Source organism: Salipiger aestuarii (assembly GCF_003259905.1).
GTDB classification, from domain to species: Bacteria; Pseudomonadota; Alphaproteobacteria; order Rhodobacterales; family Rhodobacteraceae; genus Salipiger; species Salipiger aestuarii.
Window position 1 is genome coordinate 156761 of sequence record NZ_QLMG01000003.1, and the last position, 23984, is coordinate 180744.

Below are 23984 nucleotides of genomic sequence, written 5' to 3' on the forward strand. Positions count from 1 at the left end.
CGCGGCGGGCTAGCTGGCACCCCATGTCGAGACGTTTTCACCTGCCGGACGTGATCCCGGTGTTCCCTCTGCCCGGCGCGCTTTTGCTCCCGCGCGCCCGGTTGCCCTTGCATGTGTTCGAACCGCGCTATCTGGCGATGCTCGACGACGCGCTGAAAACAGAAACCCGGCTGATCGGCATGATCCAGCCCGACCGCATGTCCGAAAAGGCCGGCGGAACGGGGTTGCATCGCATCGGCTGCGCCGGGCGCATCACGCAGTTTTCGGAAACCGAGGACGGGCGCTACATGGTCACGCTCAGCGGTCTGTCGCGGTATCGCATCCTGGAAGAAATCGAAGGCTTTACCCCCTACCGGCGCTGCAAGGTCAGCTGGGAGGGGTTTGACCGCGATCTGGCGGGCAGCGAACACGACCCCGATTTCGACCGCGATGCCTTTACCGGAACGCTTGAACGATATTTCGTGTCTTGCGGGCTTGATGCCGACTGGGCGTCGCTGAAGGATGCGGATGACGAGTTGCTGATAAACTCGCTGTCGATGCTGCTGGAATTCGCCCCCGAAGACAAGCAGGCGCTGCTGGAGGCGCCCTCGCTCAGCACCCGCCGCGAAACGCTGGTGACCCTGATAGAATTCGCGCTGCGGGGCGGCGGCAGAGCAGAGGACAAGATGCAATGAACGACGCCGAGTTGCCCCCTTCGGAAACACGCCCGGTCAGCTTCGACCGGCGCATGCTTGAATCGCTGGTCTGCCCGTTGACGCAGGGCACGCTGGATTACGACGCCGCCCGGTGCGAGCTGGTCAGCCGGGGCGCCGGGCTGGCCTATCCGATCCGCGACGGGATTCCCTTGATGCTGGTCGACGAGGCACGCCGGATCGAAGACTGACGGCCCGGTCCGGCGACGCGGCCTCAGACCGGGTTCGGCACGTCCTCGCCCGCGAAAAACGCGCGCAGGTTTTCCACCGCCATGCGGCCCATGTCTTCGCGCGCTTCCAGCGAGGCGGTGCCGAGGTGGGGCAGCAGCGTAACGGTGTCGAGCGCGCGCAGCGCCTGCGGCACGTCGGGCTCGTGTTCATAGACATCCAGCCCCGCCCCCGCGATACGCTGCGACACCAGCGCGCCGGTCAGCGCCGCCTCGTCCACGATGTCGCCGCGCGAGACGTTCACCAGATGCGCGTGCGGCTTCATCGCGCCGATCACCTCCGCATCGACCGTATGATGCGTCTCCGGGCTGGCGGCCAGTGTCACGAACAGCACATCGACCTCGGCGGCCAGGGCGCGCGCATCGTCGCAGCGTGTGGCCGGAAACTCCAGATCCTTGTCCGACCGCGAGGTATAGAACACCTCCATCCCGAACCCGAAATGGCAACGCCGCGCGATGGCGCGCCCGATGTTGCCCATCCCCAGAATGCCGATCCGCTTGCCGGTGACATGCATCCCCAGCATCTGCACCGGGTGCCACCCCTGCCAGCCGCCCGAACGCACCAGACGGTCGCCTTCGGCGGCACGGCGGCAGCTCATCAGCATAAGGGTCATTGCAATATCGGCGGTGGGGTCGGTCACGGCTCCCGGCGTGTTGGTGACGGTGACCCCCGCGCTGCGCGCCACCTCGACATCAATGTGATTGAAACCCATGCCGAAATTGGCCAGGATCCTGGCGCGCGGCACCCCGGCGTCGGCAAAGACCCGAGCGTCGAACCGGTCCCCCAGCGTTACCAGCGCACCGTCGTATTCCGCAAGCGCGGCGCGCAGCTCGGTGGCGTCCAGCGGGTGGGGGCGGTCGCGGTAATCCACATCGAACAGCGCGCGGGCCTGGGCCACGACGCTGGGTGGCAGATTGCGGGCGATCAGAACGCGCGGGGTCAATGCAGCCTTGCCCCGAGGGGCACCTCCCTGTCGGGAGCGCCCAGCACCACGGCGCCGCTGTCGTCCATGACCCCGAGCACGAGGCATTCAGACACGAACGGTCCGATCTGGCGCGGGGGGAAATTGGTCACCGCCATGACCATGCGGCCCGGCAGGTCATCGGGCGCGTAATGCACGGTGATCTGCGCCGAGGATTTCTTTTCCCCGACTTCGGGGCCAAAGTCGATCCACAGCTTGATGGCGGGTTTGCGGGCCTCGGGGAAAGGTTCGGCCCGGATCACGCGCCCGACGCGGATGTCGATCCTTGCGAAATCGTCATAGGTGATTTCAGCCATTGGCAAGCTCCCTTGACCGGTCGGCGGCGGCCGCGACGGTGTCGCGCATCAGCGGCGGCAGACCGGTATCTTCGTTCATCAGCACCTCAAGCCCAGCCTGTGTGGTGCCGTTGGGGGATGTCACGTTGCGGCGCAGCTGCGCGGGATCTTCGCCCGCCTGCATGGCCAGCGCCCCGGCCCCGGCGACGGTGGCCTTGGCCAGCCGCAGGGCAAGGTCGGGCGCAAGGCCGCGCGCCTGCCCGGCGGCGGCGAGACATTCGATCATGTGGAACACATAGGCCGGACCCGAGCCGCTGACACCGGTGACCGCATCCATCTGCGACTCGTCCTCCAGCCGGACGACATCGCCCACCGCGCGCAGCAGATCCTCGGCCTGGTCCATCTGCATCGCGCTGGCGTGCGCGTTGCCGACGATCGCGGTGATCCCCTGGCCGACCGCGGCGGGCGTGTTGGGCATGGCGCGGATCACCGGGGTGTCTTCGCCCAGCGATTTTTCGTAGGCCGCGATGGTCACCCCCGCGGCCACCGACAGGAACAGGGTCGAGCCATTGCCATAGGGAATGAGCGATGGCAGCGCCGAGGCCATCATCTGCGGCTTGACCGCGATCAGCGCAATGGCCGGATCTTCGGGAAGATCCTCATTCAGCACGACGCCTTGCGCCTTCAGCCAATCCGACGGGTGTGGGTCCATCACGAACACCGACGCGGCGGGCAGCCCGCGCGCCAGCCAGCCCTCCAGCATCGCGGACCCCATCTTGCCGCAGCCCAGCAGCATCAGGCCCCGTTGCGCGATTTCACCATTTTTCATGCCGTGATGTCTCCCTGACACTGGGGCCAATCTGGCTTGCCAGACGCGGGGTTGCAAGGTCGCGCCTTGCGACGGCGGTCATTTGCCGGTGCGCACAGGCAAAGACGGCCGCAGCGGCGGGGGGGACGCTGCGGCGGTTGGATCATCTGGCAAAAGGCGGCGTCACGCGCGCCCGTAGGCCTTGGCGATGGCGATCTTGATCGCCTCATGCGCAGGCTTTCCCGCCCATGAGATCAACTGAAAGGCCGGGTAATAGCGTTCCGACGCGGCCACGGCCGTCGCGATCACGGTGTCGATCTGTTCGGGGCTGGCCACCTGCCCGCCCGTCAGCACAAGGCCATAGCGGTAGACCATCAGCTTGGGTTCAACCCAGTAGCTGAACGCCCCCGCCCAGCATTGATCGTTGGCAAGGTTCAGCCCGGCGTAAAGTTCGGGCAGTGCGGCGTCGGGCGGGTCCATTTCGAACGAGCAGATCATCCGCAGCGTTTCGTCATAGGCCGACCAGGCGAGCGTAATGGAATAGGTGCGCCACTGACCTTCGACCGCCATGGCGATCTGATCCTCGCCCAGCCGGTCAAAATCCCAGTCGTGGTGTTCGGCCAGAGTTTCGACGATGTCGATGGGGTGAAGCTCGTCACCCAGATACTCTTCGGTCAGTGCCATGCGCCACCTCTTTGTTCTCTTGCAGCCGTGGACGTGGCAGCGCCCCATGGCTTGCTTGCTGCTCTAGGGGCTGGGCCTGGTTACCCTCCCCTTACCACATATCGTGCCTGTGGCAGGGCGTTTGTGTAAAGCGAAATATTTGTGGACAACGCAATAAGTTGTGGATGCCTCGCGCCAATACGCAAGTCACACCTGTGTATATGTGGAAAACTTTTAGTGAACAAGAAGTGAACAAACCTAGGAAACGAAATCCTGCCCGTAGCACACCGACAGCACGGCGGGGGCGGCCAGTTCGGAAACCACATCGAAATGCTGCTCCATCAGGCGGCGACCATCCGCCTCGATCGCCATCGACCAGGCGCCGGGGCGCATCTCGAACGGGAAGTCAAAGGTGAACAGGTTCAGGCTGCTTCCGTTTTCCTGGATCAGCGCGCCCCAGGTTTCGCGTGTCATCGCGGCATCGCCCATCGGTGGGTGCGTGACGATCACCGTGACCGGCAGATCGCCGGTGCCGGGGACGACGGTGAACTTGACGCCAAAGCTGATGCCAGCCTTGGCGGGCACCACGCGGGTGGTCACGTCCATGTCGCGGGTCTGGTCGATCAGGTTGATTTCGCCCAGCAGGGTTTCCGGCGCCGGACGGCTGCCGCTGGAAGCCACCTGGCAGATCACCCCATAATCGATCAACACCACGGGATCGTTCGCAAAGGACTCCGCCGGGGCAGCCACGGCGGGCGTCGAGGCAAGGACGAGCAAAGCAGCACGGGCAAACATGGGCACCTCCGGGTCGCGGGATAGGCCGCAGCCTTAACGCAGCCGGGCCCAAAGGAAAACGCCCGCCGGCCCCATGGGAAAACGCCCGCCGGGCGAGGCGGACGTTTCCGGTGATTCATCGGCGAGGCTCAGCCGATCGCGGCAGCTTTCACGTCTTCGTCGATGTAGGGCACGTATTGTTCGAAGTTGTCGGCGAACATCTTGACCAGTTTCCGGGCCTGGGCGTCGAACGCTTCCTTGTCCGACCAGGTGCGGCGCGGATCCAGCAGCAGCTCGGGCACGCCTTCGACCGCGACGGGAACCTCAAAGCCGAAGTTGGCGTCCTTGCGGAATTCTACCTTGGACAGCGACCCGTTCAGCGCCGAATGCAGCAGCGCGCGGGTGGCCTTGATCGGCATGCGGTGGCCGGTGCCATAGGCGCCCCCGGTCCAGCCGGTGTTCACCAGCCAGCAGGTTGCACCGTGCTTGGCGATCTTGTCGCGCAGCAGATTGCCATAGACCTCGGGGCGCAGCGGCATGAACGGCGCGCCAAAGCAGGTCGAGAAGGTCGGCTGCGGTTCGGTCACGCCCCGCTCGGTGCCCGCCACCTTGGACGTAAAGCCCGACAGGAAGTGGTACATCGCCTGGGCTGGGGTCAGCCGGGCAATCGGAGGCAGCACGCCGAACGCATCGCAGGTCAGCATGATGATGTTCTTGGGATGCCCGCCCATCGCGGTGGACGACGCGTTGGAGATGTATTCCAGCGGATAGGCGCAGCGCATGTTGGCGGTCAGGCTGTCGTCTTCGAAGTCCAGCTCGAAGGTTTCGGGATCGAAGACCATGTTCTCGATCACGGTGCCGAATTTCGAGGTGGTCGCGTAGATTTCCGGCTCGGCCTTGGGCGACAGGCTGATGGTCTTGGCATAGCAACCGCCTTCGAAATTGAAGGTGCCGCGGTCGGACCAGCCGTGTTCGTCATCGCCGATCAGCACGCGCTCGGGGTCAGCGGACAGCGTGGTCTTGCCGGTCCCGGACAGCCCAAAGAACACGGCGGTGTCGACCGGGTTGTTCGGCGCGTGGTTGGCCGAGCAGTGCATCGCCATGATGCCCTTGAGCGGCAGGATGAAGTTCAGCAGCGTGAACACGGATTTCTTGTTTTCGCCGGCGTATTCGGTGCCGCCGATCAGAACGGTCTTCTTGTCGAGGTTCAGCGCGATGACCGTATCGCTGCGGCAGTTGTGCCGTTCGGGGTCGGCCTTGAAGGTCGGGCAGTTGATGATTGTGTATTCGGCAAGGAAATCGTCCAGCGCGTCGCGGTCGGGACGGCGCAGCATGTGGCGGATGAACAGCCCGTGCCAGGCCAGTTCGGTGACCATGCGCACCTTGATCGAATAGGCCGGATCGGCGCCACCGATCAGGTCCTGAACGTAGTAATCCTTGCCCTTCATATGTTCGAGCATGTCGGCGTACAGGGCGTCGAAACCCTCTTCGGACATCTCGCGGTTGTTGTCCCACCAGATGTTGTCGACCGCCGAGGGGCTTTTGACCACATGCTTGTCCTGCGGCGAGCGGCCGGTGAACTTGCCTGTGGTGACGTAGAACGCGCCGCCCTTGCCAAGAGTGCCCTCGCCCTTCTTGAGGGCGGCCTCGATCAGCGCCGGCTCGGTAAGGTTGTAGTGGACATCGCCGAGCCCGTCGATCCCTTGATCTTCAAGCCGGAATTCCGGGTTCACCCGTCCAAATGTCATCTGCCAAGCTCCTGTAGCGGCGGCCTGCGCCGCGTCGTTGTTCAGAACGGCAAAGAACGTCCGTTCACCGACAGCTTCCACTGTCGGCACGACTGCTTTAGCACAGCAATTTCAGTCGGGAACAGGATACAGGTCAAAGTTAGCGCAACCAAGTTTCGTTTAGCGTTAGCATTCCTCGCGATTGATTGTGCACATGGCCGAGCTGAGACATTTTAGCCATTCCTTACGAACTTTCGGTTCCAATATGGTCTGAGCCGGGCCTGATTCGCTGTTAAACATTGTCGGAAAGCGCGAAATCCCGCATAGTGGCAAAAAAATCAGGCAAGAAGAGCAGCTAAAGGAAACATCCAATGTCGAAGATCGCCCTTGTGGACGATGACAGGAATATTCTGACATCCGTCTCGATGACTCTGGAGGCAGAGGGCTTTGAAGTCGAAACCTACAACGACGGGCAGGCCGCCCTGGACGCGTTCAACAAGAAGATGCCCGACATGGCCGTCTTTGACATCAAGATGCCGCGCATGGACGGCATGGACCTGTTGCAGCGCGTGCGCCAGAAATCCAAGATGCCGGTGATCTTCCTGACATCCAAGGACGATGAAATCGACGAGGTGCTCGGCCTGCGCATGGGCGCCGACGACTACGTCAAGAAACCGTTCAGCCAGCGCCTTCTGGTGGAACGCATCCGTGCCCTGCTGCGCCGTCAGGAAGCGGTCGCCGGCGACATGGTGGGCGATACCGAAGAAACCAAGCTGATGACCCGCGGCTCGCTGACCATGGACCCGCTGCGCCACGCGGTCAGCTGGAAAGGCGCGGACGTGTCGCTGACCGTCACCGAATTTCTGCTGCTTCAGGCGCTGGCGCAGCGCCCCGGCTTTGTCAAGTCGCGCGATCAGCTGATGGACGTGGCTTATGACGATCAGGTCTATGTCGACGACCGCACGATCGACAGCCATATCAAGCGCCTGCGCAAGAAGATGCGGACCGTCGATGCGGATTTCTCCGCCATCGAAACCCTGTACGGGATCGGTTACCGTTACAACGAAGAGTGACGCATGGCGCTTGCCGAAGGGATCTTGATGCGCGACGAACAGTCCGGGGGCCGGCAGGACGCTGATGTGATGCTGGGCGATGACTGGGTCGCGCCCGACAGCACCGTGGAAAAGGAACTGCGCGACAGCCGCGCGCGCAGAAGCCTGTTCTCGCTCAACCGTTCGCCGCTGACCCGCAAGATCATCACGTTCAACCTGATCGCGCTGAATGTGCTGGTGGCGGGGATCCTGTGGCTCAACTCGTCGCGCGACACTCTGGTGCTGCAACGCGGCAACGCGCTTGGCTCGGAAGTCGAACTGATCGCCGACGCGCTTGAACTGCGCCTGCCCGCCGGGGCACCGGTGCCGATCGGCACCGCGCCGGGCATCGACATCCCGGCCACGCTGGCCGGGCTCGACCTGCGCCAGGGGGTGGAGCTTCTGGTATTCGACGCGGGCAATTTCCTGGTTGGCGAGACGGTCGGCACCCAGCCCGAGCTGCACACCTCTGACCCCAGGGGGCAGAACCATCCGACATTGATCTCGGATTTCCTTGACACCGTCTGGCGCGGCATCGCCGGCATGTTCGCCTATTTCGAGGACACTCCGGATCTTGCGCTCGAAGACCGCCTGCGCCGGATGATCGAAACCGGCGATCCGGCGCAAACCCGCGTCGTACCCGGCAAGGGACCGACCGGCGCCACGCTGTTCACCGCCTTGTCGCCGATCCGCCAGGGGGACGCCATCGTCGGCACCGTGGCCATGGTCTCGGCGGCGGCGGAAATCGACGCCGCCGTCAGCGCGGAACGCGAACGGGTGCTGCAAATGTTCGTCATCGCCACGCTGGTGTCGATCGGGCTGAGCCTCGTTCTTGCGTCGACCATCGCGAACCCGATCTCCGATCTGGCGGATGCCGCCGAGATCGGTCGCGACCGCAACAACAAGGCCAAGGGCGGCACGTCGCGCCGCATCCGTATTCCCGACCTGACCGCCCGCCCGGACGAGATCGGCCGCCTTTCGGGCGCGCTGCGCGGCATGGTCGCAGCCCTTTACGACCGGATCGACAGCAATGAACAGTTCGCCGCCGATGTCGCGCATGAGATCAAGAACCCGCTGGCCAGCCTGCGCTCTGCCATCGGGTCGCTGAGGATCGTCAAGAAAGACGAGCACCGGGCAAAACTGCTGAACGTCATCGAACATGACGTACGCCGTCTGGATCGGCTGGTCAGCGACATTTCGAATGCCTCCCGGCTGGATTCCGAACTGGTCAAGGAAGAAGAGCAGGAATTTAACCTACTGGAAATGCTTGGAAATCTTGCGCAGTTCCTTGGCGAGGACGCGCGGCGCAAGGGCGTGGAATTCATCACGGACCTGCCGCCGCAGCCGATCCGCATCAACGGGCTGGAACCCCGGCTGGCGCAGGTTTTCGTCAATCTCATCACCAACGCGGTGTCGTTCTGCGAAGACGGCGACGCGATCCGCGTCTGGGCGCGGCGCCGCGACAACCGCGTGCTGGTCGTGGTCGAGGACACCGGACCCGGCATCCCCGAAGAGGCGCTTCAGAAGATATTCAAGCGGTTCTACTCGCATCGTCCCGAAAATGACTTTGGCAACAACTCGGGACTTGGCCTTGCGATCTCCAAGCAAATCGTCGAGGCGCATGACGGCGTGATCTGGGCCGAAAACATTCGCCCCACCGAAGCCGATGTCACCTCCGAACCGCTCGGGGCGCGCTTCGTGGTCGGCCTGCCGATCTGATCGCATGATCCCGCCAGGCGCCTCGGTCCATCATGCCACCGCGGTTGCGGTCGATGGCAGGGGCCTGATGATCCGCGGTGCATCCGGACGCGGCAAGTCTGGACTGGCGCTTGAAATGATGGCGCGCGGCGCGGTTCTGGTCGCTGACGACCGGGTGATCGTCGAGCGGCGCGGCGCGCATCTGTGGCTATCCTGCCCCGCCCCGCTGCGCGGCATGATAGAAGCGCGCGGCATCGGGCTGCTGCGCACCACGCCTGGACACCCGGTACGGTTGTGCGCGGTACTCGACCTCGACAATGTCGAAACGGCCCGCATGCCGCAGCGCCGCGAAATCGTGCTGCACGGGCAAAGAATCCCCTTGCTTCACCACGCAGGCACCCCCACCTTCCCGGCAGCGCTTGTGCAATATCTCCGCAGTGGACGAAGGAATTCCCCCTTGATCACGGACCAGCAGGCACGAACCCAGCGCGTGGTTCTGGTCACCGGCCCATCGGGCGCCGGACGGTCCACCGCGATCAATGCGCTTGAGGATTTCGGCTATGAGGCCATCGACAACATCCCGCTCAGACTCATCCCGCGGCTGCTCGAAGGCGGTGCGCTGGCGCGTCCCGTGGCGCTTGGCGTAGACATCCGCAACCGGGATTTTTCCGTGCAGCGGCTGATTGACCTGTATCGCGACTTTGGGCAGGATCCGCGCCTGGACGCGCAACTGCTGTATCTGGACTGCACACCCGAGGTGCTGGCGCGACGGTATTCCGAGACCCGCCGCCGGCACCCGCTGGCCCCCGATGAAAGCTATACGTCAGGCATCGCGCGCGAAATCGCGTTGCTTGAGGTGGCGCGCGGCGTTGCTGACATTCTTGTCGACACAAGCGAGCTGTCGCCGCACGATCTGCGCACCAGGATGGAAAATCTGTTTGCCGATGCCACCGGGCAACAGCTTGCGGTGTCGGTGCAATCCTTTTCCTACAAGCGCGGCCTGCCGCAGGGGCTGGACTGGGTGTTCGATTGCCGGTTTCTGGACAACCCGCACTGGGACCCGGACCTGCGCGGGCTGACCGGGCTGGATGCCGCGGTTCAGGCGCATGTCCGGCGCGACGCGCGCTTCGCGCCGTTTGTCGATCAGCTTTGCGCGCTGGCGCTTTTCGTGCTGCCGGCCTGCAAAGAGGAGGGCAAGGCCCATCTTGCCTTTGGTCTTGGGTGCACCGGAGGCCAGCACCGTTCCGTTACCGTCGCCGAAACACTCGCCCGCAGCCTTGCAGAGCAAGACTGGCAGGTGTCATGTAGGCATCGCGAACTTGAACGCCGGGGACTGGCCGCAGTTGCGTCCCAACCCGGTGACGTCGGAGGAAGGCAGGGGTGATCGGCATCGTGATCGTTGCCCACGGAGGGCTGGCGCGGGAATATCTCGCGGCGGTCGAACATGTGGTCGGCGTCCAGCCCGGCGTCGTTGCCGTCGCGATCGAACCCGACCACGACCGCAACCGCAAACAGGCCGAGATCTGCGTCGCCGCCGACGAGGTCGACACCGGCGGCGGCGTCGTTGTGGTCACCGATCTGTTCGGGGGCTCGCCGTCGAACCTGTCGCTGCTGGCCTGCCAGCCGGAAAACCGGCGCATCGTTTATGGCATGAACCTGCCGATGCTGATCAAGCTGGCCAAGAGCCGCCAGATGGATGTGCCAGACGCGGTAAAGGGCGCGCTGGAGGCCGGGCGGAAATATATTGACAGCGTGAACGTCAGGCCCGATCCCCATTGACGAGCCTGAGGGCGTCGCGCAGGGAAGACAAGATGACCGAGACGGTGCAGCGCAAGCTGAAGATCGTGAATGAAAAAGGGCTGCACGCCCGAGCTTCGGCCAAACTGGTGGAAGTGGTGGAAGGCTTCGATGCAAGGGCCGAGGTTTCGAAGGACGGTCTGAGCGCCGGTGGCGACAGCATCATGGGTCTTTTGATGTTGGCAGCGTCCAGGGGAAGCTTTATTGAGGTTGAAACCTCCGGTCCGGACGCGACCGCGCTTGCCGATGCTCTGGAAGCCCTGGTCGCCAACCGCTTCGGGGAAGAGAATTAGGCGACGGGGCTCTGCCCGTGCGCACCTTGACAGCCCCGGGGCGGGAACCGGGGAGCAGACCAGGAAACTGGCCAGGAGACGGATCGAAGCGGGCGCATGGTGGACAGTTTTCAGGCTTCGGATCGGCAAGGCAAGGTGACGCCGATAATCGATCCGCCCTATGACAAGCGCAAGCTCAGTTACGCCAATACCTTCACCAATCCCTGGAAGGCGAACACCATCCGCGCGATGGAATGGGCGACCGGCAAGATCCCTCTGATCCGCCTTGTCCGACGGGTCGAACGCGATGGCGTGCGTAACGGCCAAGCCTTCTGGCCGCACGCCCTGCATCACATGCGCATCCCGCTTCTGACTCCGGAGGAACAGATCCGCCGGATCCCGGCAAAGGGACCTGTCGTCGTGGTTGCGAACCACCCGCACGGGCTTGTGGACGGGATGATCCTGGCCGACCTGATCGGGCGCATCCGCACCGATTACAAGATCCTCACGCGCGCGCTGCTGACCGGCGTGAAAGAAATCGAGGAGTTCATGATCCCGGTCCCCTTCCCGCACGAGGCCGGTGCTCGGGAACAAAGCCTTGCGATGCGGGCAAATGCCATGGATCACCTGCGCAAGGGCGGGGTGATAGCGCTGTTTCCATCGGGTGTGGTGGCCGCGTCAAGGACGATTTTTGGCCCGGCGGTCGAGGGGACCTGGAATCCGTTCACCGCGAAGATGATTCAGCGGTCGGGCGCCACGGTGGTGCCGATCTATTTCCCCGGACAAAACAGCCGCGCCTACCAGATCGCCAACCGGCTGTCGCCGACCCTGCGCCAGGGGCTGTTGATCCACGAAGTTCTGCACGCCTGCGGACGGCCGCAGAAACCTGTCGTCGGCGCGCCGATCTGTCCGGAAGAAATGCGGAGGTGGAACGGCAAGCAGCGAGAGTTCATTGCCTGGCTGCGCGAACGCACCATCGGTCTTGTGAACGGCGCTTGAGACAAAGAAATTTCGTACGAAATTTCTTGTGCTCAGGCCGTCCGGAATCGCCAAGATTTTTCGTACGAAAAATCTTGGCTGCAGACGCTGCGTCAGCGCGTGGGAACCGGTTCCTCTCCACGGTAGTCGTAGAAACCGCGCTTGGTTTTCCGACCGAGCCAACCCGCTTCGACGTATTTGGTCAGCAGCGGGCAGGGCCGATATTTCGTATCCGCCAGCCCCTCGTGCAGCACGTTCATGATCGCAAGGCAGGTGTCGAGTCCGATGAAATCCGCAAGCTCCAGCGGTCCCATCGGATGGTTCGCCCCAAGCTTCATTGCCATGTCAATGGACTTGACGTTACCGACGCCTTCGTAAAGCGTATAGACCGCTTCGTTGATCATCGGCACCAAAATCCGGTTGACGATGAAGGCCGGAAAGTCTTCGGCACTGGCGGCGGTTTTACCCAGTCTTTCAACCACTTTGAGACAGGTTTCGTAGGTCTCTCGATCGGTGGCGATTCCACGAATCAGTTCGACGAGCTGCATCAGCGGAACGGGGTTCATGAAGTGAAACCCAAGGAATTTTTCCGGTCGGTCGGTCCGCGAGGCAAGACGTGTGATCGAAATCGACGAGGTGTTTGACGTTAGGATCGTGTGCGGCAGAAGATGAGGCCCCAAACTGTCGAATATCTTCTGCTTTACGGTTTCCTGTTCGGTCGCAGCCTCGATCACGAGGTCGGTCTGGCCGATGTCGGCCATTTCCAGCGTCGTCGAGATACGGCCCAGCGCAGTGTCGCGCACCTCGCCCGAGATCTTTTCGCGGCTGACCTGCCGATCGAGGTTTCTGGCGATCAGCGCCACGGCCTTGTCGAGCGCATCCTGACTGATGTCCGACAGCCGCACCTCATACCCGGCCAGCGCCATCACATGGGCGATGCCGTTGCCCATCTGACCCGCGCCGATGACCCCGATCTTGCTGATTTCCATGGTCCGCACCTCTGAATTGACCGGCGTACGATAGGCACACGCCGCCGGTGGTCGCAAGGATGGCCGGGCGCATTTGGTTCGCTTTTTCGTCTTAGCGAAATCGAAAGAAGAATCCCCCAGTTTTAGAGTCGGGTGAGAAGGATGAAAGGTGGGTGGATGACTGTCGCCATATCAGCGCAGGCTGCGCTAGATTATTTTCCGTGCAGATACGGAAGATCTCGGGTTCTGTTCAGAGGACCACGTCAGAGGCTCGACGCCCCTTATGTCGGTTTCCTTGGCGGTACCGAAACCTATGGGCGTTTCATTGAGACGCCTTTTCCGGCGCTGCTGGAACAGCAGCTTGGCCAGTCATGCGTCAACTTTGGCGCGGTCAATGCCGGGCTGGATCTGTATCTTCACGATCCGGCGGTGCTTGGGCTTGCTGAACGCGCGGACGCCTGCGTGCTGCAGATCATGGGCGCGCAGAACATGTCGAACCGTTATTACAGCGTGCATCCTCGGCGCAACGACCGGTTTCTGCGCGCCTCAGACCGGCTTCAACAGCTGTATCCCGAGGTCGACTTTACCGAGTTCCATTTCAACCGGCACATGCTCGGCAGGCTTCAAAGCTTGTCCGCCCAGCGGTTCGACGAAGTGGTCATGGAACTGCGCCTTGCCTGGGTGGCCCGCATGAAGCACCTTCTGACACTGTTGCGGGGCCGGGTTCTTCTGCTCTGGTTTGCCGACCAGTCTCCGCCGGACACACCGATCGGCGACACCCGGGGCGACCCGCTGTTTGTCGATCGCTCGATGGTCGAGGCGTTGCGCCCGCGCGTTGCGGGGCTGGTCGAAACGCCGCTGAGCGTTTCGGCGCGCAAGCGCGGCGCCCCCGGCATGATCTTCAGCGATTACGAAGCAAACGCCGCCGCGGAACTCATGGGCCCCCAGGCGCATGAAGAAACCGCTGAACAGTTGCTTCCGCTTCTGCGCGAACTGCTCTGCTGACGCCGGACTGCACGCTTCTTCACCAGGGCGGCCCGGAACGGCAGTATCTCCGCTCTGCGGCGAGCGGACGCAGGCCGGGATCGTGGAATGCCGACGCGTTCCCGGTATAGCTGACCCATTAGCCCTGCCCGGCGTCGCAAGATGCGGCGCAGGGCCGTCAGCCAGCCGGAGATCCGAATGCATATCGAAAACCGCACCTTCGACGAACTCAAGGTCGGCGATCACGCCGAGTTGCGACGCCTGTGCACTGCCGACGATCTGCTGGTCTATGCAAATGTGTCGGGTAACCACAATCCGCTCCATATTCACGACCAGGATGGCGACGGCGACGGCCATCCCGAAGCGATAGCCCCTGGCTCCTTTGTCGCGTCCCTTGTCGGCGCGGTGCTCGGAAACGTGCTGCCCGGTGCGGGCACGCTTTACCGGCGGCAAACCTGGGAATTTCACGGTCGTGTCTTTGCCGACGACGAACTTGTGGTCCGCGTCACCGTCACCGACAAGAACGTCCGGGATACCACCGTCATTCTGGCCACCGAGGTGCGTCGCATTTCGGGGGATGCGCTGGTCCTGTCCGGCGTCGCCGAGGTCTATGCGCCGCGGGTCAAGGTCAGCTACAACAGCCACGACCTGCCCGGACTGGTGGTTCAACGGCACCGCCATTTCGAAAAGCTGCTGAAAAAGGCCGAACCGCTTGCCGCGCTGCGCACCGCAGTCGTCTGCCCCGAAGACCCCAATTCGCTTGGCGGCGCGCTCAGGGCGCGCGAGCATACGCTGATCGACCCCATCCTGATCGGATCGACGGCCCGGATTGCCGAGGTGGCCAAGGCCATGGGCGCGTCTCTGGACGGAATCGAGATCGTCGACGAACCGCTGCACCGCAATGCCGCGCGCCGCGCGGTCGAGCTGTGCCATTCCGGGGACGCGCAGGCGATCATGAAGGGGCATCTGCACACCGACATGCTGCTGCGCCCGATTCTCGACAAGCAGACCGGGCTGCGCATGGGGCGGCGCTTCACACATATCTTCGTGATGGACGTGCCCGGCCAGCCGCATCCGATCCTTGTCACCGATGCCGCGATCAACATTTCTCCGGATCTCAAGACCAAGGTCGACATCACGCAGAACGCCATCGACCTTGCGATCTCGATCGGAATCCAGCAGCCCAAGGTCGGGGTGCTGTCCGCGACGGAAACGGTCAACCCCGACATCCCCTCGTCGATCGACGCGGCGCTGCTGTCGAAAATGGCCGAGCGCGGCCAGATCACCGGAGGGCTGGTGGACGGCCCCCTTGCAATGGACAACGCCGTCGACATTGCCGCCGCGCGCACCAAGGGAATCACTTCGGCGGTGGCGGGCCGCGCCGACATCCTCGTGGTGCCCAATCTTGACGCGGGCAACATGTTGGCCAAGCAGTTGACCTATATCAGCCACGCCGAGGCGGCTGGCCTTGTGCTGGGCGCGCGCGTGCCGATCATTCTGAACAGCCGGGCGGACGACGACATGAGTCGCCTGGCATCCTGCGCGGTGGCGGCGCTGCATCACGCAAGGATGACCCGCATCATGCCCTGAGCGGCAAATGCGACCCCTGCCCTGTCGGGTCGCCATGATCGACCTGAAACGCGCAGTACCTTTGACGGCGCGTTTTTCATTTGGCAAACGCTCCGTAATTCATTATTTCATGAATTATGGAAATGAATCGATTCGACCAGCTTGCCACACTTAGCCACCCTCAGCGGATGGGGCTGTTTCGTCTGCTCATGCGGCGCTATCCCGATGCGGTCGCGGCAGGCGAGATCGCCACCGCGCTCGATCTCAAACCCTCGACCGCGTCGGTCTATCTTGCCGCTCTGCGCGAGGCGGGACTGATCGTGCAATCGCGCAACGGGCGTTCGCTGCTGTACCGTGCGCATGTGACCGCGGTGCAGGGGCTTGTCGGGTTTCTCATCGACGACTGCTGCCATGGCCGACCCGAGCTTTGCAGGCCCACGCCCCCCTACAGGAAAGACACCGACATGGCCGACACTTCGTATAATGTGCTTTTCATATGTACCGGCAATTCGGCCCGGTCGATCATGGCCGAGGCGCTGCTGACCCGGCTGGCAGACGGTCGCTTTCGCGCCTTTTCCGCCGGCACCCGGCCCTATTCCACGCTGAATCCGCTTGCGGTGAAAATGCTGACGGACAAGGGGTTCGACGTATCCGCCTTGCGCGCCAAGCATGTGTCCGAGTTCTGGGGCAAAGACGCGCCCCGGCTTGATTTCGTGTTCACCGTTTGCGACCGCGCCGCCAACGAAGACTGCCCCGCCTGGCCCGGTCAGCCGATCAGCGCCCACTGGGGCCTGCCCGATCCGGTCAAGGCAACCGGAACCGAAGCCGAACAGATGCTGGCCTTTCAGCAGGTCTTTGGCATGCTCAGACATCGTCTGATCGCCTTTACCGCGCTGCCGCTGAAAACGCTGGACCGCATTTCGCTTCAACACGCCCTTGATGACCTAGCGCTGTCCCGCGACACCAATGAGAGCCTGACCGAATGACCACCTACGCACTGAACGGCCTTGGCCGCATGGGCAAGCTTGCCCTGCGCCCGCTGCTGGAAAAAGGCGCCGGCATCGCCTGGATCAACGACGCGGTCGGAGACCCGGCGATGCACGCCCACCTGCTGGAATTCGACACGGTGCACGGCCGCTGGCCCGCCGATTTCGCGCATGACGAAACCGGCCTGTGCATCGACGGCACGCGCCTGCCCGTGCACCGGCAAACGCGCATCCAAGACCTGCCGCTGGATGGCGTCGATGTGGTCGTCGACTGCACCGGCGTGTTCAAGACCGAGGCCAGGCTGGCGCCCTATTTCGCCGCCGGCGTGAAAAAGGTCGTGGTTTCGGCCCCGGTCAAGGACGGCCCGACCGCCAACATCGTCTATGGCGTCAACACCCACGATTACGACCCCGCCCGGCACAGCATCGTGACGGCGGCCAGCTGCACCACCAACTGCATCGCCCCGGTGGTCAAGGTCATCCATGAAAGCCTTGGCATCAAGCACGGCATGATCACCACGATCCACGACGTGACCAACACCCAGACCATCGTCGACAAGCCCGCCAAGGACCTGCGCCGCGCCCGATCGGCGCTGAATTCGCTGATCCCCACAACGACCGGGTCCGCCACCGCGATCACCCTGATCTATCCCGAACTGACGGGCAAGCTGAACGGCCATGCCGTGCGGGTGCCCTTGCTGAACGCATCCCTGACCGACTGCGTGTTCGAGCTGGACCGCGCCACCACCGCAGACGAGGTCAACGCGCTGTTCGAACAGGCTGCCGACGGGCCGCTCAAGGGGATTCTGGGCTATGAAACCCGTCCGCTGGTCAGCGCCGATTACACCAACGATCCGCGCAGCAGCATCATCGACGCGCCTTCGACCATGGTGACAAACGGCACCCAGCTCAAGGTCTATGCCTGGTACGACAACGAATGGGGCTACGCGAACCGCCTCGCCGATGTGGCGCTGATGGTGGGCGCCAACCTTTGACATTCCGGCGTCACGCAACGCCGTCATCGTTCTGAAAATTGCAACCAAGGCCGCCCCCCGCCATGTCAGACCGTCCTCTTGCCGCCTATGTCGCCGTCACCGCAGCCTACTGGGCGTTCATGCTGACCGACGGCGCACTCAGGATGCTGGTATTGCTGCATTTTCACAGGCTGGGCTTCAGCCCGGTGCAGCTGGCCTATCTGTTCGTGCTGTACGAAATCGCAGGTGTCGCGACCAACCTGTCCGCGGGCTGGATCGCCGCGCGCTTCGGGCTGACCTCGACGCTGTATGCGGGGCTGACCTTGCAGGTCGCGGCGCTGCTGGCGCTGACGCTGCTGGACCCGGGCTGGACCATCGGCGTTTCGGTGGTGTTCGTCATGCTGGTGCAAGGGGTGTCGGGCGTGGCCAAGGATCTGGCCAAGATGTCGTCGAAATCCGCCGTCAAGCTGCTCGCCCCCAAGGGCGGTGACGGGCTGTTCCGCTGGGTTGCGGCGCTGACGGGTTCAAAGAACGCGGTCAAGGGCGTCGGCTTTCTGCTGGGGGCGGCCTTGCTGGGGGTGGTGGGGTTCGTGCCCGCCGTGCTGGCCATGGCCGCCGTTCTGGCGGCGATCCTTGCGGCCGTGGCGCTGAAAATGCCGGCGGGCCTGCCGAGGGGGCGCAAGGACGCCAGATTCACCGAAGTCATTTCAAAAAACCGCAACATCAACTGGCTGAGCTTTGCCCGCGTATTCCTGTTCGGCGCGCGCGACGTGTGGTTCGTGGTCGGCATCCCGATCTATTTCTACGCCGTGCTGTCGGATGGCACCGAAGCCGGCGACCGCCTTGCCTTTTTCACCATCGGCAGTTTCATGGCGCTCTGGATCATTCTTTACGGCGCGGTGCAGGCCGCGGCACCACGACTGCTGCGCGCGAAAACCCGCAGCACCGACACGCTTGTCGCCGATGCGCGCCGCTGGGCGCTGGCGCTGACCGCCGTGCCCGCGCTGCTGGCCGCGCTGGTCTGGGCGGCGGGCGCACCCACGCCGTGGCTGACTGCGGCGGTGGTGGCCGGTCTGCTGGCGTTCGGCGCGATCTTTGCGGTGAACTCGGCGCTGCATTCCTACCTGATTCTGGCGTTTACGAACGACAAACGGGTCACCATGGACGTCGGGTTTTACTACATGGCCAACGCCGCCGGACGCCTGATCGGCACCGTCCTGTCGGGCGCAAGTTACCAGATGGGCGGCCTGCCCGCCTGTCTTGGGACAGCCGCCGTGATGGTGGCGCTCAGCGCCTGGGGGGCGGGGCGGTTGAAACCCGCCGCGCGGCCGGCGGCGGTCTGACCCGCGCCCAGCGGCACGGATTGCGCTACCGTACGCGCGAATGGCGGTGGAACTTGCGCAGGATCAAGCCGCGACGCCCGCATCGGTGGCACGATGGGGCCATGAAACACGCCGAACCTGTCATATCACCCGATCCGGTCGTGCCGTCCGGCACCGCCCGCCACAGCGCCATAGATCGCGCGTTCCACGCAGCCATCGGCAGCCTCACCGGCGGGCTGTCGCCGATGGCGCTGGCAACCGCGTGGTTCGACTGGGGCATACACCTTTCGGGATCCCCGGCCAAGCTGGCCACGCTGCATGAAAAGGCCGTCGCCAACGGCGCGCGCGCCTGGCAGGCGGCGGTCATCTGCCCGCTGGCCGCGCAGGTCGATGCCTGCCCCCCGATGTCCGCAGACAAGCGGTTCCGTGACCCGGAATGGCGCCGCTACCCGTACAACATGTTCGCGCAATGGTTCCTGCTGACCGAAGACTGGTGGAACGCCGCGACGACCGACCTGCCCGGCGTCGCCGCGCGCCACGCGCATATGACCAATTTCGCCGCGCGTCAGGCCCTGGACATGCTGGCACCGTCGAATTACGCGGCGACCAATCCCGTCGTGCTGGACCGCACCCGGCACGAACGCGGCCAGAACCTTGTGCGCGGTTTTCACAACTGGCTGGAAGACATCGCCCGCCAGAACGACCGCCCCCACCCCGGTTCGGGGTTCGAGGTCGGCACCACGCTGGCCACTGCCCCCGGCGAGGTGGTGTTTCGCAACCGGCTGATCGAACTGATCCGCTACCGCCCGACAACCGCGCGGGTGCAGGCCGAGCCGCTGCTGATCGTGCCCGCCTGGATCATGAAATACTACATTCTCGACCTGTCGGCGCAAAACTCTCTGGTGCGGTTCCTGGTCGATCAGGGGATCGAGGTCTGGATGATTTCCTGGCTGAACCCGCAGGCCGAAGACGCCGATCTGGGGATGGAAGATTACGTCACCCTTGGGGTCTTTGCCGCGCTGGACGTCATCGCCGCCGCCGTGCCGGGGCAGCGCATCCACACCGCAGGCTATTGCCTCGGCGGCACGTTGCTGTCGATCGCCGCCGCCAAGCTGGCGCGCGAAAACGACGCGCGGATCGCCTCTGTCACGCTGCTTGCGGCGCAAGTCGATTTCACCGAGGCGGGTGAGATCACGTTGTTCATCGACGAAAGCCAAGTGGCCTTTCTTGAGGACATCATGGCCGATCAGGGTTATCTGGATGCCGAGCAGATGGCCGGGGCGTTCCAGATGCTGCGCTCGAACGATCTGATCTGGTCGCGCACCATCCGCGAATATCTGCTGGGGGTGCGCGGTACGATGAACGACCTCATGGCGTGGAATGCCGATGCCACACGGATGCCCGCGCGGATGCACTCGGAATATTTGCGCCAGCTTTTCCTGGAAAACCGCCTTGCGCTCGGGCGCGTCAAGGTTGGCGGCACGCCGGTGTCGGTCGCGGACATCTCCGTGCCGATCTTTGCCGTCGGCACCGAAAAGGATCACGTCGCGCCCTGGCCGTCGGTTTGGAAGATCAACCGCCTTGCCAACGGAGACAAGACCTTTGTGCTGACAAGCGGCGGCCATAACGCGGGGATCGTGTCCGAACCTGGTCACCCGCGCCGGCATTACCGGATCGGAAAGGTCACCGGCCACGCGCGTGACGCGGCGTTGTGGCGGGCCGGTCTGGCGCCGGTGGACGGATCGTGGTGGCCCGCCTGGACCGACTGGCTGATCGCGCGGTCCAGCGGAACGCGCCCGGCGGTGGCCGACGCGGGTACATCGCTGTGCCCCGCGCCCGGCACCTATGTCTTTGGCTAGGCAGCCGGCTTTGCGAACCACAACCGTTCGGCAAGCTTGCCCATGGTCGCGGTGTAAAGCCGGTAGTCGTTGACCGCCTTGCGCATGAAATCGGCCTGGATCTCCACCAGATCGGCGGGGCTGCGGCTGTGCAAAAAGCGGTGATGGCTGGCGCAATCTTCGCGGAAACGCGCCGCCCAGAAGCTTTGCATTTCCGAGCCGATATCGACGAGTGCGTCCACGGACGCGGTCGCGGCCCAAGGCTCCATGCTCCATCGGATGTGGAATTCCGGATGACCTTCCCGTGCGACGGGCAGCCGGTCTTGGTCGGTGATCATGTTCATGACAGCCTCCTCCATGCGTGTCCGCCCCAATCTACCACAGATTGCAAAACTCTGTCTTGATCCTGCGCATGATTGGGCGTTCAGTTTCGCGCGCCCCCTCGGCGCGGACACCGGCCCGGCGCCGGCCCCAAAGGCAGACGCGTCCGCGCCTGATCAGACCCGCCGCACGCCTGCGTGTCCGGTGGAGCCGTGCAAATTCAGGCGCCTGCCCGCACCGTGTCGATCATCAACTGCACGTTTTCCGGGTTGGCATCGGGCGTGATGCCATGCCCGAGGTTGAAGATATGCGGCCCCTTCGACAGCGCGCTGACCACCCGCCGGGTTTGCGCGATCAGCGCATCTCCGCCGGTGACCATGTGCGACGAGGCAAGATTGCCCTGCACACAGCCGCCCGGTTGCACCTGTTCGGCCACCCATTCGGGCGTCACACTGTCATCCACCGCCACGCAATCGGCGCCGGTCGCCGCGTGAAAGCCGATGTATTTATCCCCCGCCTGACGCGGAAAGGCGATGACCGGCAGCCCGGGATGGCGCGATTTTAGCTCCTGCGTGATGATCCGTGCCGGTTCCAGCGCGTAGCGGTCGAAATCCTCGCCCGAAAGCGAGCCGGCCCAGCTGTCGAACAGCTTGACCACTTCGGCCCCCGCCTCGACCTGCGCGGACAGGTAGTCGATGGTGCTTTCGGTCAGCCGGTCGATGATCTTTTCGAAAAGCGCCCGATTTTCCGCCTTGAGCGCGTGGGCCGGCCCCTGATCCCTGGTGCCACGCCCGGCGATCATGTAGGTGGCCACGGTCCAGGGCGCGCCCGCGAAACCGATCAGCGTGGTGTCCTGCGGCAGGGTGCGGCGCAGGATCTTGATCGTCTCGTAAATCGGGCTGAGCGTGTCGTGGATCATCCCGCCGCGCCCGAGTTTGTCGAATTCAGGATCGGTGGTGACGGTCGACAGGCGCGGCCCCTCGCCGGTGACGAACCACAGATCCGCCCCCAGCGCCTGGGGCAGCAGCAGGATGTCCGCGAACAGGATCGCGGCGTCGAACCCGTAGCGGCGGATCGGCTGCAAGGTCACCTCGGCGGCCAGATCGGGGTTGTAGCACAGCGACAGGAAATCGCCCGCCTGCGCCCGTGTCGCCTTGTATTCCGGCAGGTAGCGTCCGGCCTGCCGCATCATCCAGATCGGCGGGGTGGGCAGGGTTTCGCCCGCAAGCGCGCGCAGGATGGTCTTGGTCATTCGGCTTCCCCTCCGGTGTCGTTCCGGGCGGCAATATGTCAATTCGCGCCCCATTGCCAGCGCCCCTCGCGCAACATAAAGCTCGTGCCATGACCGATATGCTTCCGACCCCCGACCACCCCCTCAAGATCGGCACCCGCGGCTCGCCGCTGGCGCTGGCGCAGGCGCACGAGACCCGCGCCCGCCTGATGGCGGCGTTTGACCTGCCCGAGGCGGCATTCAGGGTTGTCGTGATCCGCACCAGCGGCGACGACCGCGCGATGATCGCAGCCGACCGGCCGCTGAAGGAAATCGGCAACAAGGGGCTTTTCACCAAGGAGATCGAAGAGCAGCTTTTGTCGGGGGGCATCGACATCGCGGTGCATTCGATGAAGGACATGCCAACCGAGCAGCCCGCCGGGCTGCTGCTGGATTGCTACCTGCCCCGCGAAGACGTGCGCGATGCCTTCATCGCGCCGGGCGCAGCGGGGCTGGCGGATCTGGCGCCTGGAACGGTGGTGGGCACCTCGTCGCTGCGGCGCCGGGCGCAACTGTTGAACCGCCGCCCCGACCTGCGGGTGGTGGAATTCCGCGGCAACCTGCAAACCCGGCTGAAAAAGCTGCATGACGGCGTGGCCGCAGCAACCTTCCTTGCCATGGCCGGGCTTGGCCGGATGGGCATGACAGGCGGGGATGTGCCCATGACACCGATGTCCCCCGGCGACATGCTGCCCGCCGTGGCGCAGGGCGCCATCGGCATCGAGCGGCGCATCAACGACGATTGCACCGCGACCCTGCTGGCCGCGATTCATCACGCGCCCACGGCGCTGCGTCTGTCCGCCGAACGCAGCTTTCTTGCAACGCTGGACGGATCCTGCGAAACCCCGATCGCGGGTCTGGCAGAGTTGGACGGCGGCACGCTGCGGCTGCGCGGCGAGATCCTGTCCCCCGATGGGGCCACCGCCTGGGCCGACGAGGCAAGCGGCGCCGAATCGCAGGGGGTCGAACTTGGGGCGGCGCTGGCGCGTCAGCTTCTGGGCCGGGCGGGGCCGGATTTCTTTGCCTGGCGCCACCCATAAGGGTCGGTCGCCCACCCTCTTGCCTTCGTTCATGCAGACGGAATTCTGCCAAGCGTTGTCTCATAAACCGCTCGGGGCGGTCCGATATGCGGCTCGGCCACCGGCGGGTATGGTTTTTTTAGGCGGCATCATACTTGCCGTACCCAATGGCGTAATCAACCTAAGCGCAGCCACAACAGTGCGTGCTTAGTCGTCCTTCTTGCCGTCCGATTCCGGCTTCTTGGTCAGGTCCAGCTTGTCCATAATCCGCTCAAGCGCATCGCCGGACGTGTCGGCTTCGACCTCGCGTGCGGCTTCTTTGAAGCGGTCAAGCTGCTCGTCTAATTGTGGATTTGATTTTACCAATTATTTTTTTCCTTTCCACCGGCGTTGTTGCAGACCTCCCGCCTGAGGCGTGATTTCCCGTTACCCCGCTGACGTTATGCCACGCGGACGATCGCGGCGGTGCCGAGGGCCGAGCAGCGGTTCATGAGGGCGATGCGGATGTGGATTTCGGCGGTCTGGCGGTCGGGGTCTCTTGCGGCGATGCGTTCGCCGAATGCCTTAATGCCTCGCATCTTGGCCTCGGCGCGGCTTCGGGCGTGGTATCCGGTCCAATGCTTCCAGAATGCACGACCGTAGCGTTTCGCAGCGCGCAGCGTCTCGTTCCGAGCTTTCGCCGCCGGGCAGTCTTCCTTCCAGGCGCGCCCGTTCTTCCGGATCGGGATAATCGGGATGGTCTGCCGTT

25 protein-coding genes and 1 pseudogene are annotated in these 23984 nt (G+C 64.0%); 15 read left to right on the forward strand and 11 right to left on the reverse strand.

What is annotated here, in order from left to right; all coding sequences use genetic code 11:
* Positions 1-23 precede the first annotated feature (23 nt).
* Together ATI53_RS03230 and ATI53_RS03235 are read left to right on the forward strand one after the other, a co-directional pair.
* The gene (locus tag ATI53_RS03230) at positions 24-674 is read left to right on the forward strand and encodes an LON peptidase substrate-binding domain-containing protein (protein ID WP_009506969.1); all 651 of its coding nucleotides are present in this window, start codon (positions 24-26) and stop codon (positions 672-674) included.
* Positions 671-883: a Trm112 family protein gene (locus ATI53_RS03235; protein WP_009506968.1), complete on the forward strand. Its 213-nt coding sequence runs from the start codon at positions 671-673 to the stop codon at positions 881-883. Before ATI53_RS03230 ends, ATI53_RS03235 begins: the two co-directional genes overlap by 4 nt.
* A gap of 23 nt (positions 884-906) precedes the next feature.
* Here the strand turns inward: ATI53_RS03235 and ATI53_RS03240 are convergent, their stop codons facing one another.
* The 6 genes from ATI53_RS03240 to ATI53_RS03265 form a co-directional block, all read right to left on the reverse strand.
* Positions 907-1863, reverse strand: a complete 957-nt coding sequence (locus tag ATI53_RS03240; protein WP_009506967.1) for a 2-hydroxyacid dehydrogenase — start codon at positions 1861-1863, stop codon at positions 907-909.
* Positions 1860-2198: a tRNA-binding protein gene (locus tag ATI53_RS03245; RefSeq protein ID WP_009506966.1), complete on the reverse strand. Its 339-nt coding sequence runs from the start codon at positions 2196-2198 to the stop codon at positions 1860-1862. The genes ATI53_RS03240 and ATI53_RS03245 overlap by 4 nt, the downstream gene beginning before the upstream one ends.
* The gene (proC, locus tag ATI53_RS03250; protein ID WP_009506965.1) at positions 2191-3006 is read right to left on the reverse strand and encodes a pyrroline-5-carboxylate reductase; all 816 of its coding nucleotides are present in this window, start codon (positions 3004-3006) and stop codon (positions 2191-2193) included. The genes ATI53_RS03245 and proC overlap by 8 nt, the downstream gene beginning before the upstream one ends.
* 162 nt (positions 3007-3168) lie before the next feature.
* Positions 3169-3669 (reverse strand): type III secretion system chaperone family protein, encoded by a 501-nt coding sequence (locus ATI53_RS03255; RefSeq protein WP_009506964.1) that lies wholly within the window; start codon positions 3667-3669, stop codon positions 3169-3171.
* A 237-nt stretch (positions 3670-3906) separates the two neighbouring features.
* The gene (locus ATI53_RS03260) at positions 3907-4443 is read right to left on the reverse strand and encodes a DUF3859 domain-containing protein (RefSeq protein WP_111549716.1); all 537 of its coding nucleotides are present in this window, start codon (positions 4441-4443) and stop codon (positions 3907-3909) included.
* 128 nt (positions 4444-4571) lie between these two features.
* Entirely contained in the window at positions 4572-6170 is a 1599-nt protein-coding gene (locus tag ATI53_RS03265; RefSeq protein WP_111549717.1) for a phosphoenolpyruvate carboxykinase, read from the reverse strand.
* Positions 6171-6520: 350 nt separating this feature from the next.
* Between ATI53_RS03265 and ATI53_RS03270 the strand changes: the two genes are divergently transcribed.
* From ATI53_RS03270 to ATI53_RS03295, 6 genes are all read left to right on the forward strand, one after another.
* Positions 6521-7222 carry a response regulator transcription factor gene (locus tag ATI53_RS03270; RefSeq protein WP_009506961.1) on the forward strand — a complete coding sequence of 234 codons (702 nt, stop codon included), beginning with the start codon at positions 6521-6523 and terminating at the stop codon, positions 7220-7222.
* Between the two features lie 3 nt (positions 7223-7225).
* Complete coding sequence (locus tag ATI53_RS03275) at positions 7226-8959, forward strand: sensor histidine kinase (RefSeq protein ID WP_009506960.1); 1734 nt, start codon at positions 7226-7228, stop codon at positions 8957-8959.
* A 4-nt stretch (positions 8960-8963) separates the two neighbouring features.
* The gene (gene rapZ, locus ATI53_RS03280) at positions 8964-10322 is read left to right on the forward strand and encodes an RNase adapter RapZ (RefSeq protein ID WP_111549718.1); all 1359 of its coding nucleotides are present in this window, start codon (positions 8964-8966) and stop codon (positions 10320-10322) included.
* Complete coding sequence (locus tag ATI53_RS03285; RefSeq protein ID WP_009506958.1) at positions 10319-10717, forward strand: PTS sugar transporter subunit IIA; 399 nt, start codon at positions 10319-10321, stop codon at positions 10715-10717. The genes rapZ and ATI53_RS03285 overlap by 4 nt, the downstream gene beginning before the upstream one ends.
* A 32-nt stretch (positions 10718-10749) precedes the next feature.
* Entirely contained in the window at positions 10750-11028 is a 279-nt protein-coding gene (locus ATI53_RS03290; RefSeq protein ID WP_111549719.1) for an HPr family phosphocarrier protein, read from the forward strand.
* Between the two features lie 96 nt (positions 11029-11124).
* Positions 11125-12006: a lysophospholipid acyltransferase family protein gene (locus tag ATI53_RS03295; RefSeq protein WP_111549720.1), complete on the forward strand. Its 882-nt coding sequence runs from the start codon at positions 11125-11127 to the stop codon at positions 12004-12006.
* 92 nt (positions 12007-12098) lie between these two features.
* On the opposite strand, the gene ATI53_RS03300 is transcribed toward ATI53_RS03295, so the two are convergent.
* Positions 12099-12974: a 3-hydroxybutyryl-CoA dehydrogenase gene (locus ATI53_RS03300; RefSeq protein ID WP_009506955.1), complete on the reverse strand. Its 876-nt coding sequence runs from the start codon at positions 12972-12974 to the stop codon at positions 12099-12101.
* 156 nt (positions 12975-13130) lie between these two features.
* On the opposite strand from ATI53_RS03300, the gene ATI53_RS03305 reads away from it, so the two are divergent.
* From ATI53_RS03305 to ATI53_RS03330, 6 genes are all read left to right on the forward strand, one after another.
* Positions 13131-13958, forward strand: a complete 828-nt coding sequence (locus ATI53_RS03305) for a DUF6473 family protein (protein ID WP_009506954.1) — start codon at positions 13131-13133, stop codon at positions 13956-13958.
* Between the two features lie 177 nt (positions 13959-14135).
* Positions 14136-15527: a bifunctional enoyl-CoA hydratase/phosphate acetyltransferase gene (locus ATI53_RS03310; RefSeq protein WP_111549721.1), complete on the forward strand. Its 1392-nt coding sequence runs from the start codon at positions 14136-14138 to the stop codon at positions 15525-15527.
* Positions 15528-15643: 116 nt separating this feature from the next.
* Positions 15644-16492 (forward strand): arsenate reductase/protein-tyrosine-phosphatase family protein, encoded by an 849-nt coding sequence (locus ATI53_RS03315; protein ID WP_111549722.1) that lies wholly within the window; start codon positions 15644-15646, stop codon positions 16490-16492.
* A complete protein-coding gene (locus ATI53_RS03320; protein WP_111549723.1) occupies positions 16489-17487 on the forward strand; it encodes an ArsJ-associated glyceraldehyde-3-phosphate dehydrogenase in 999 nt (332 codons plus the stop codon). Before ATI53_RS03315 ends, ATI53_RS03320 begins: the two co-directional genes overlap by 4 nt.
* A 62-nt stretch (positions 17488-17549) precedes the next feature.
* The gene (gene arsJ, locus ATI53_RS03325; protein ID WP_009506950.1) at positions 17550-18809 is read left to right on the forward strand and encodes an organoarsenical effux MFS transporter ArsJ; all 1260 of its coding nucleotides are present in this window, start codon (positions 17550-17552) and stop codon (positions 18807-18809) included.
* A gap of 101 nt (positions 18810-18910) precedes the next feature.
* Complete coding sequence (locus tag ATI53_RS03330; protein ID WP_034453613.1) at positions 18911-20647, forward strand: PHA/PHB synthase family protein; 1737 nt, start codon at positions 18911-18913, stop codon at positions 20645-20647.
* Here ATI53_RS03330 and ATI53_RS03335 read toward each other — a convergent pair.
* Together ATI53_RS03335 and hemE are read right to left on the reverse strand one after the other, a co-directional pair.
* Complete coding sequence (locus ATI53_RS03335) at positions 20644-20970, reverse strand: hypothetical protein (protein WP_009506948.1); 327 nt, start codon at positions 20968-20970, stop codon at positions 20644-20646. The genes ATI53_RS03330 and ATI53_RS03335 overlap by 4 nt on opposite strands.
* A 197-nt stretch (positions 20971-21167) precedes the next feature.
* Positions 21168-22199 (reverse strand): uroporphyrinogen decarboxylase, encoded by a 1032-nt coding sequence (gene hemE / locus ATI53_RS03340; protein WP_111549724.1) that lies wholly within the window; start codon positions 22197-22199, stop codon positions 21168-21170.
* Between the two features lie 89 nt (positions 22200-22288).
* Here hemE and hemC point away from each other — a divergent pair, with 89 nt between their 5' ends.
* The gene (hemC, locus tag ATI53_RS03345) at positions 22289-23257 is read left to right on the forward strand and encodes a hydroxymethylbilane synthase (protein ID WP_009506946.1); all 969 of its coding nucleotides are present in this window, start codon (positions 22289-22291) and stop codon (positions 23255-23257) included.
* A 186-nt stretch (positions 23258-23443) separates the two neighbouring features.
* Here the strand turns inward: hemC and ATI53_RS23165 are convergent, their stop codons facing one another.
* Both ATI53_RS23165 and ATI53_RS03350 read right to left on the reverse strand, forming a co-directional pair.
* Positions 23444-23602, reverse strand: a complete 159-nt coding sequence (locus tag ATI53_RS23165; RefSeq protein ID WP_009506945.1) for a hypothetical protein — start codon at positions 23600-23602, stop codon at positions 23444-23446.
* Between the two features lie 74 nt (positions 23603-23676).
* A pseudogene (locus tag ATI53_RS03350) lies at positions 23677-23984 on the reverse strand (IS5/IS1182 family transposase); the annotation flags it as partial.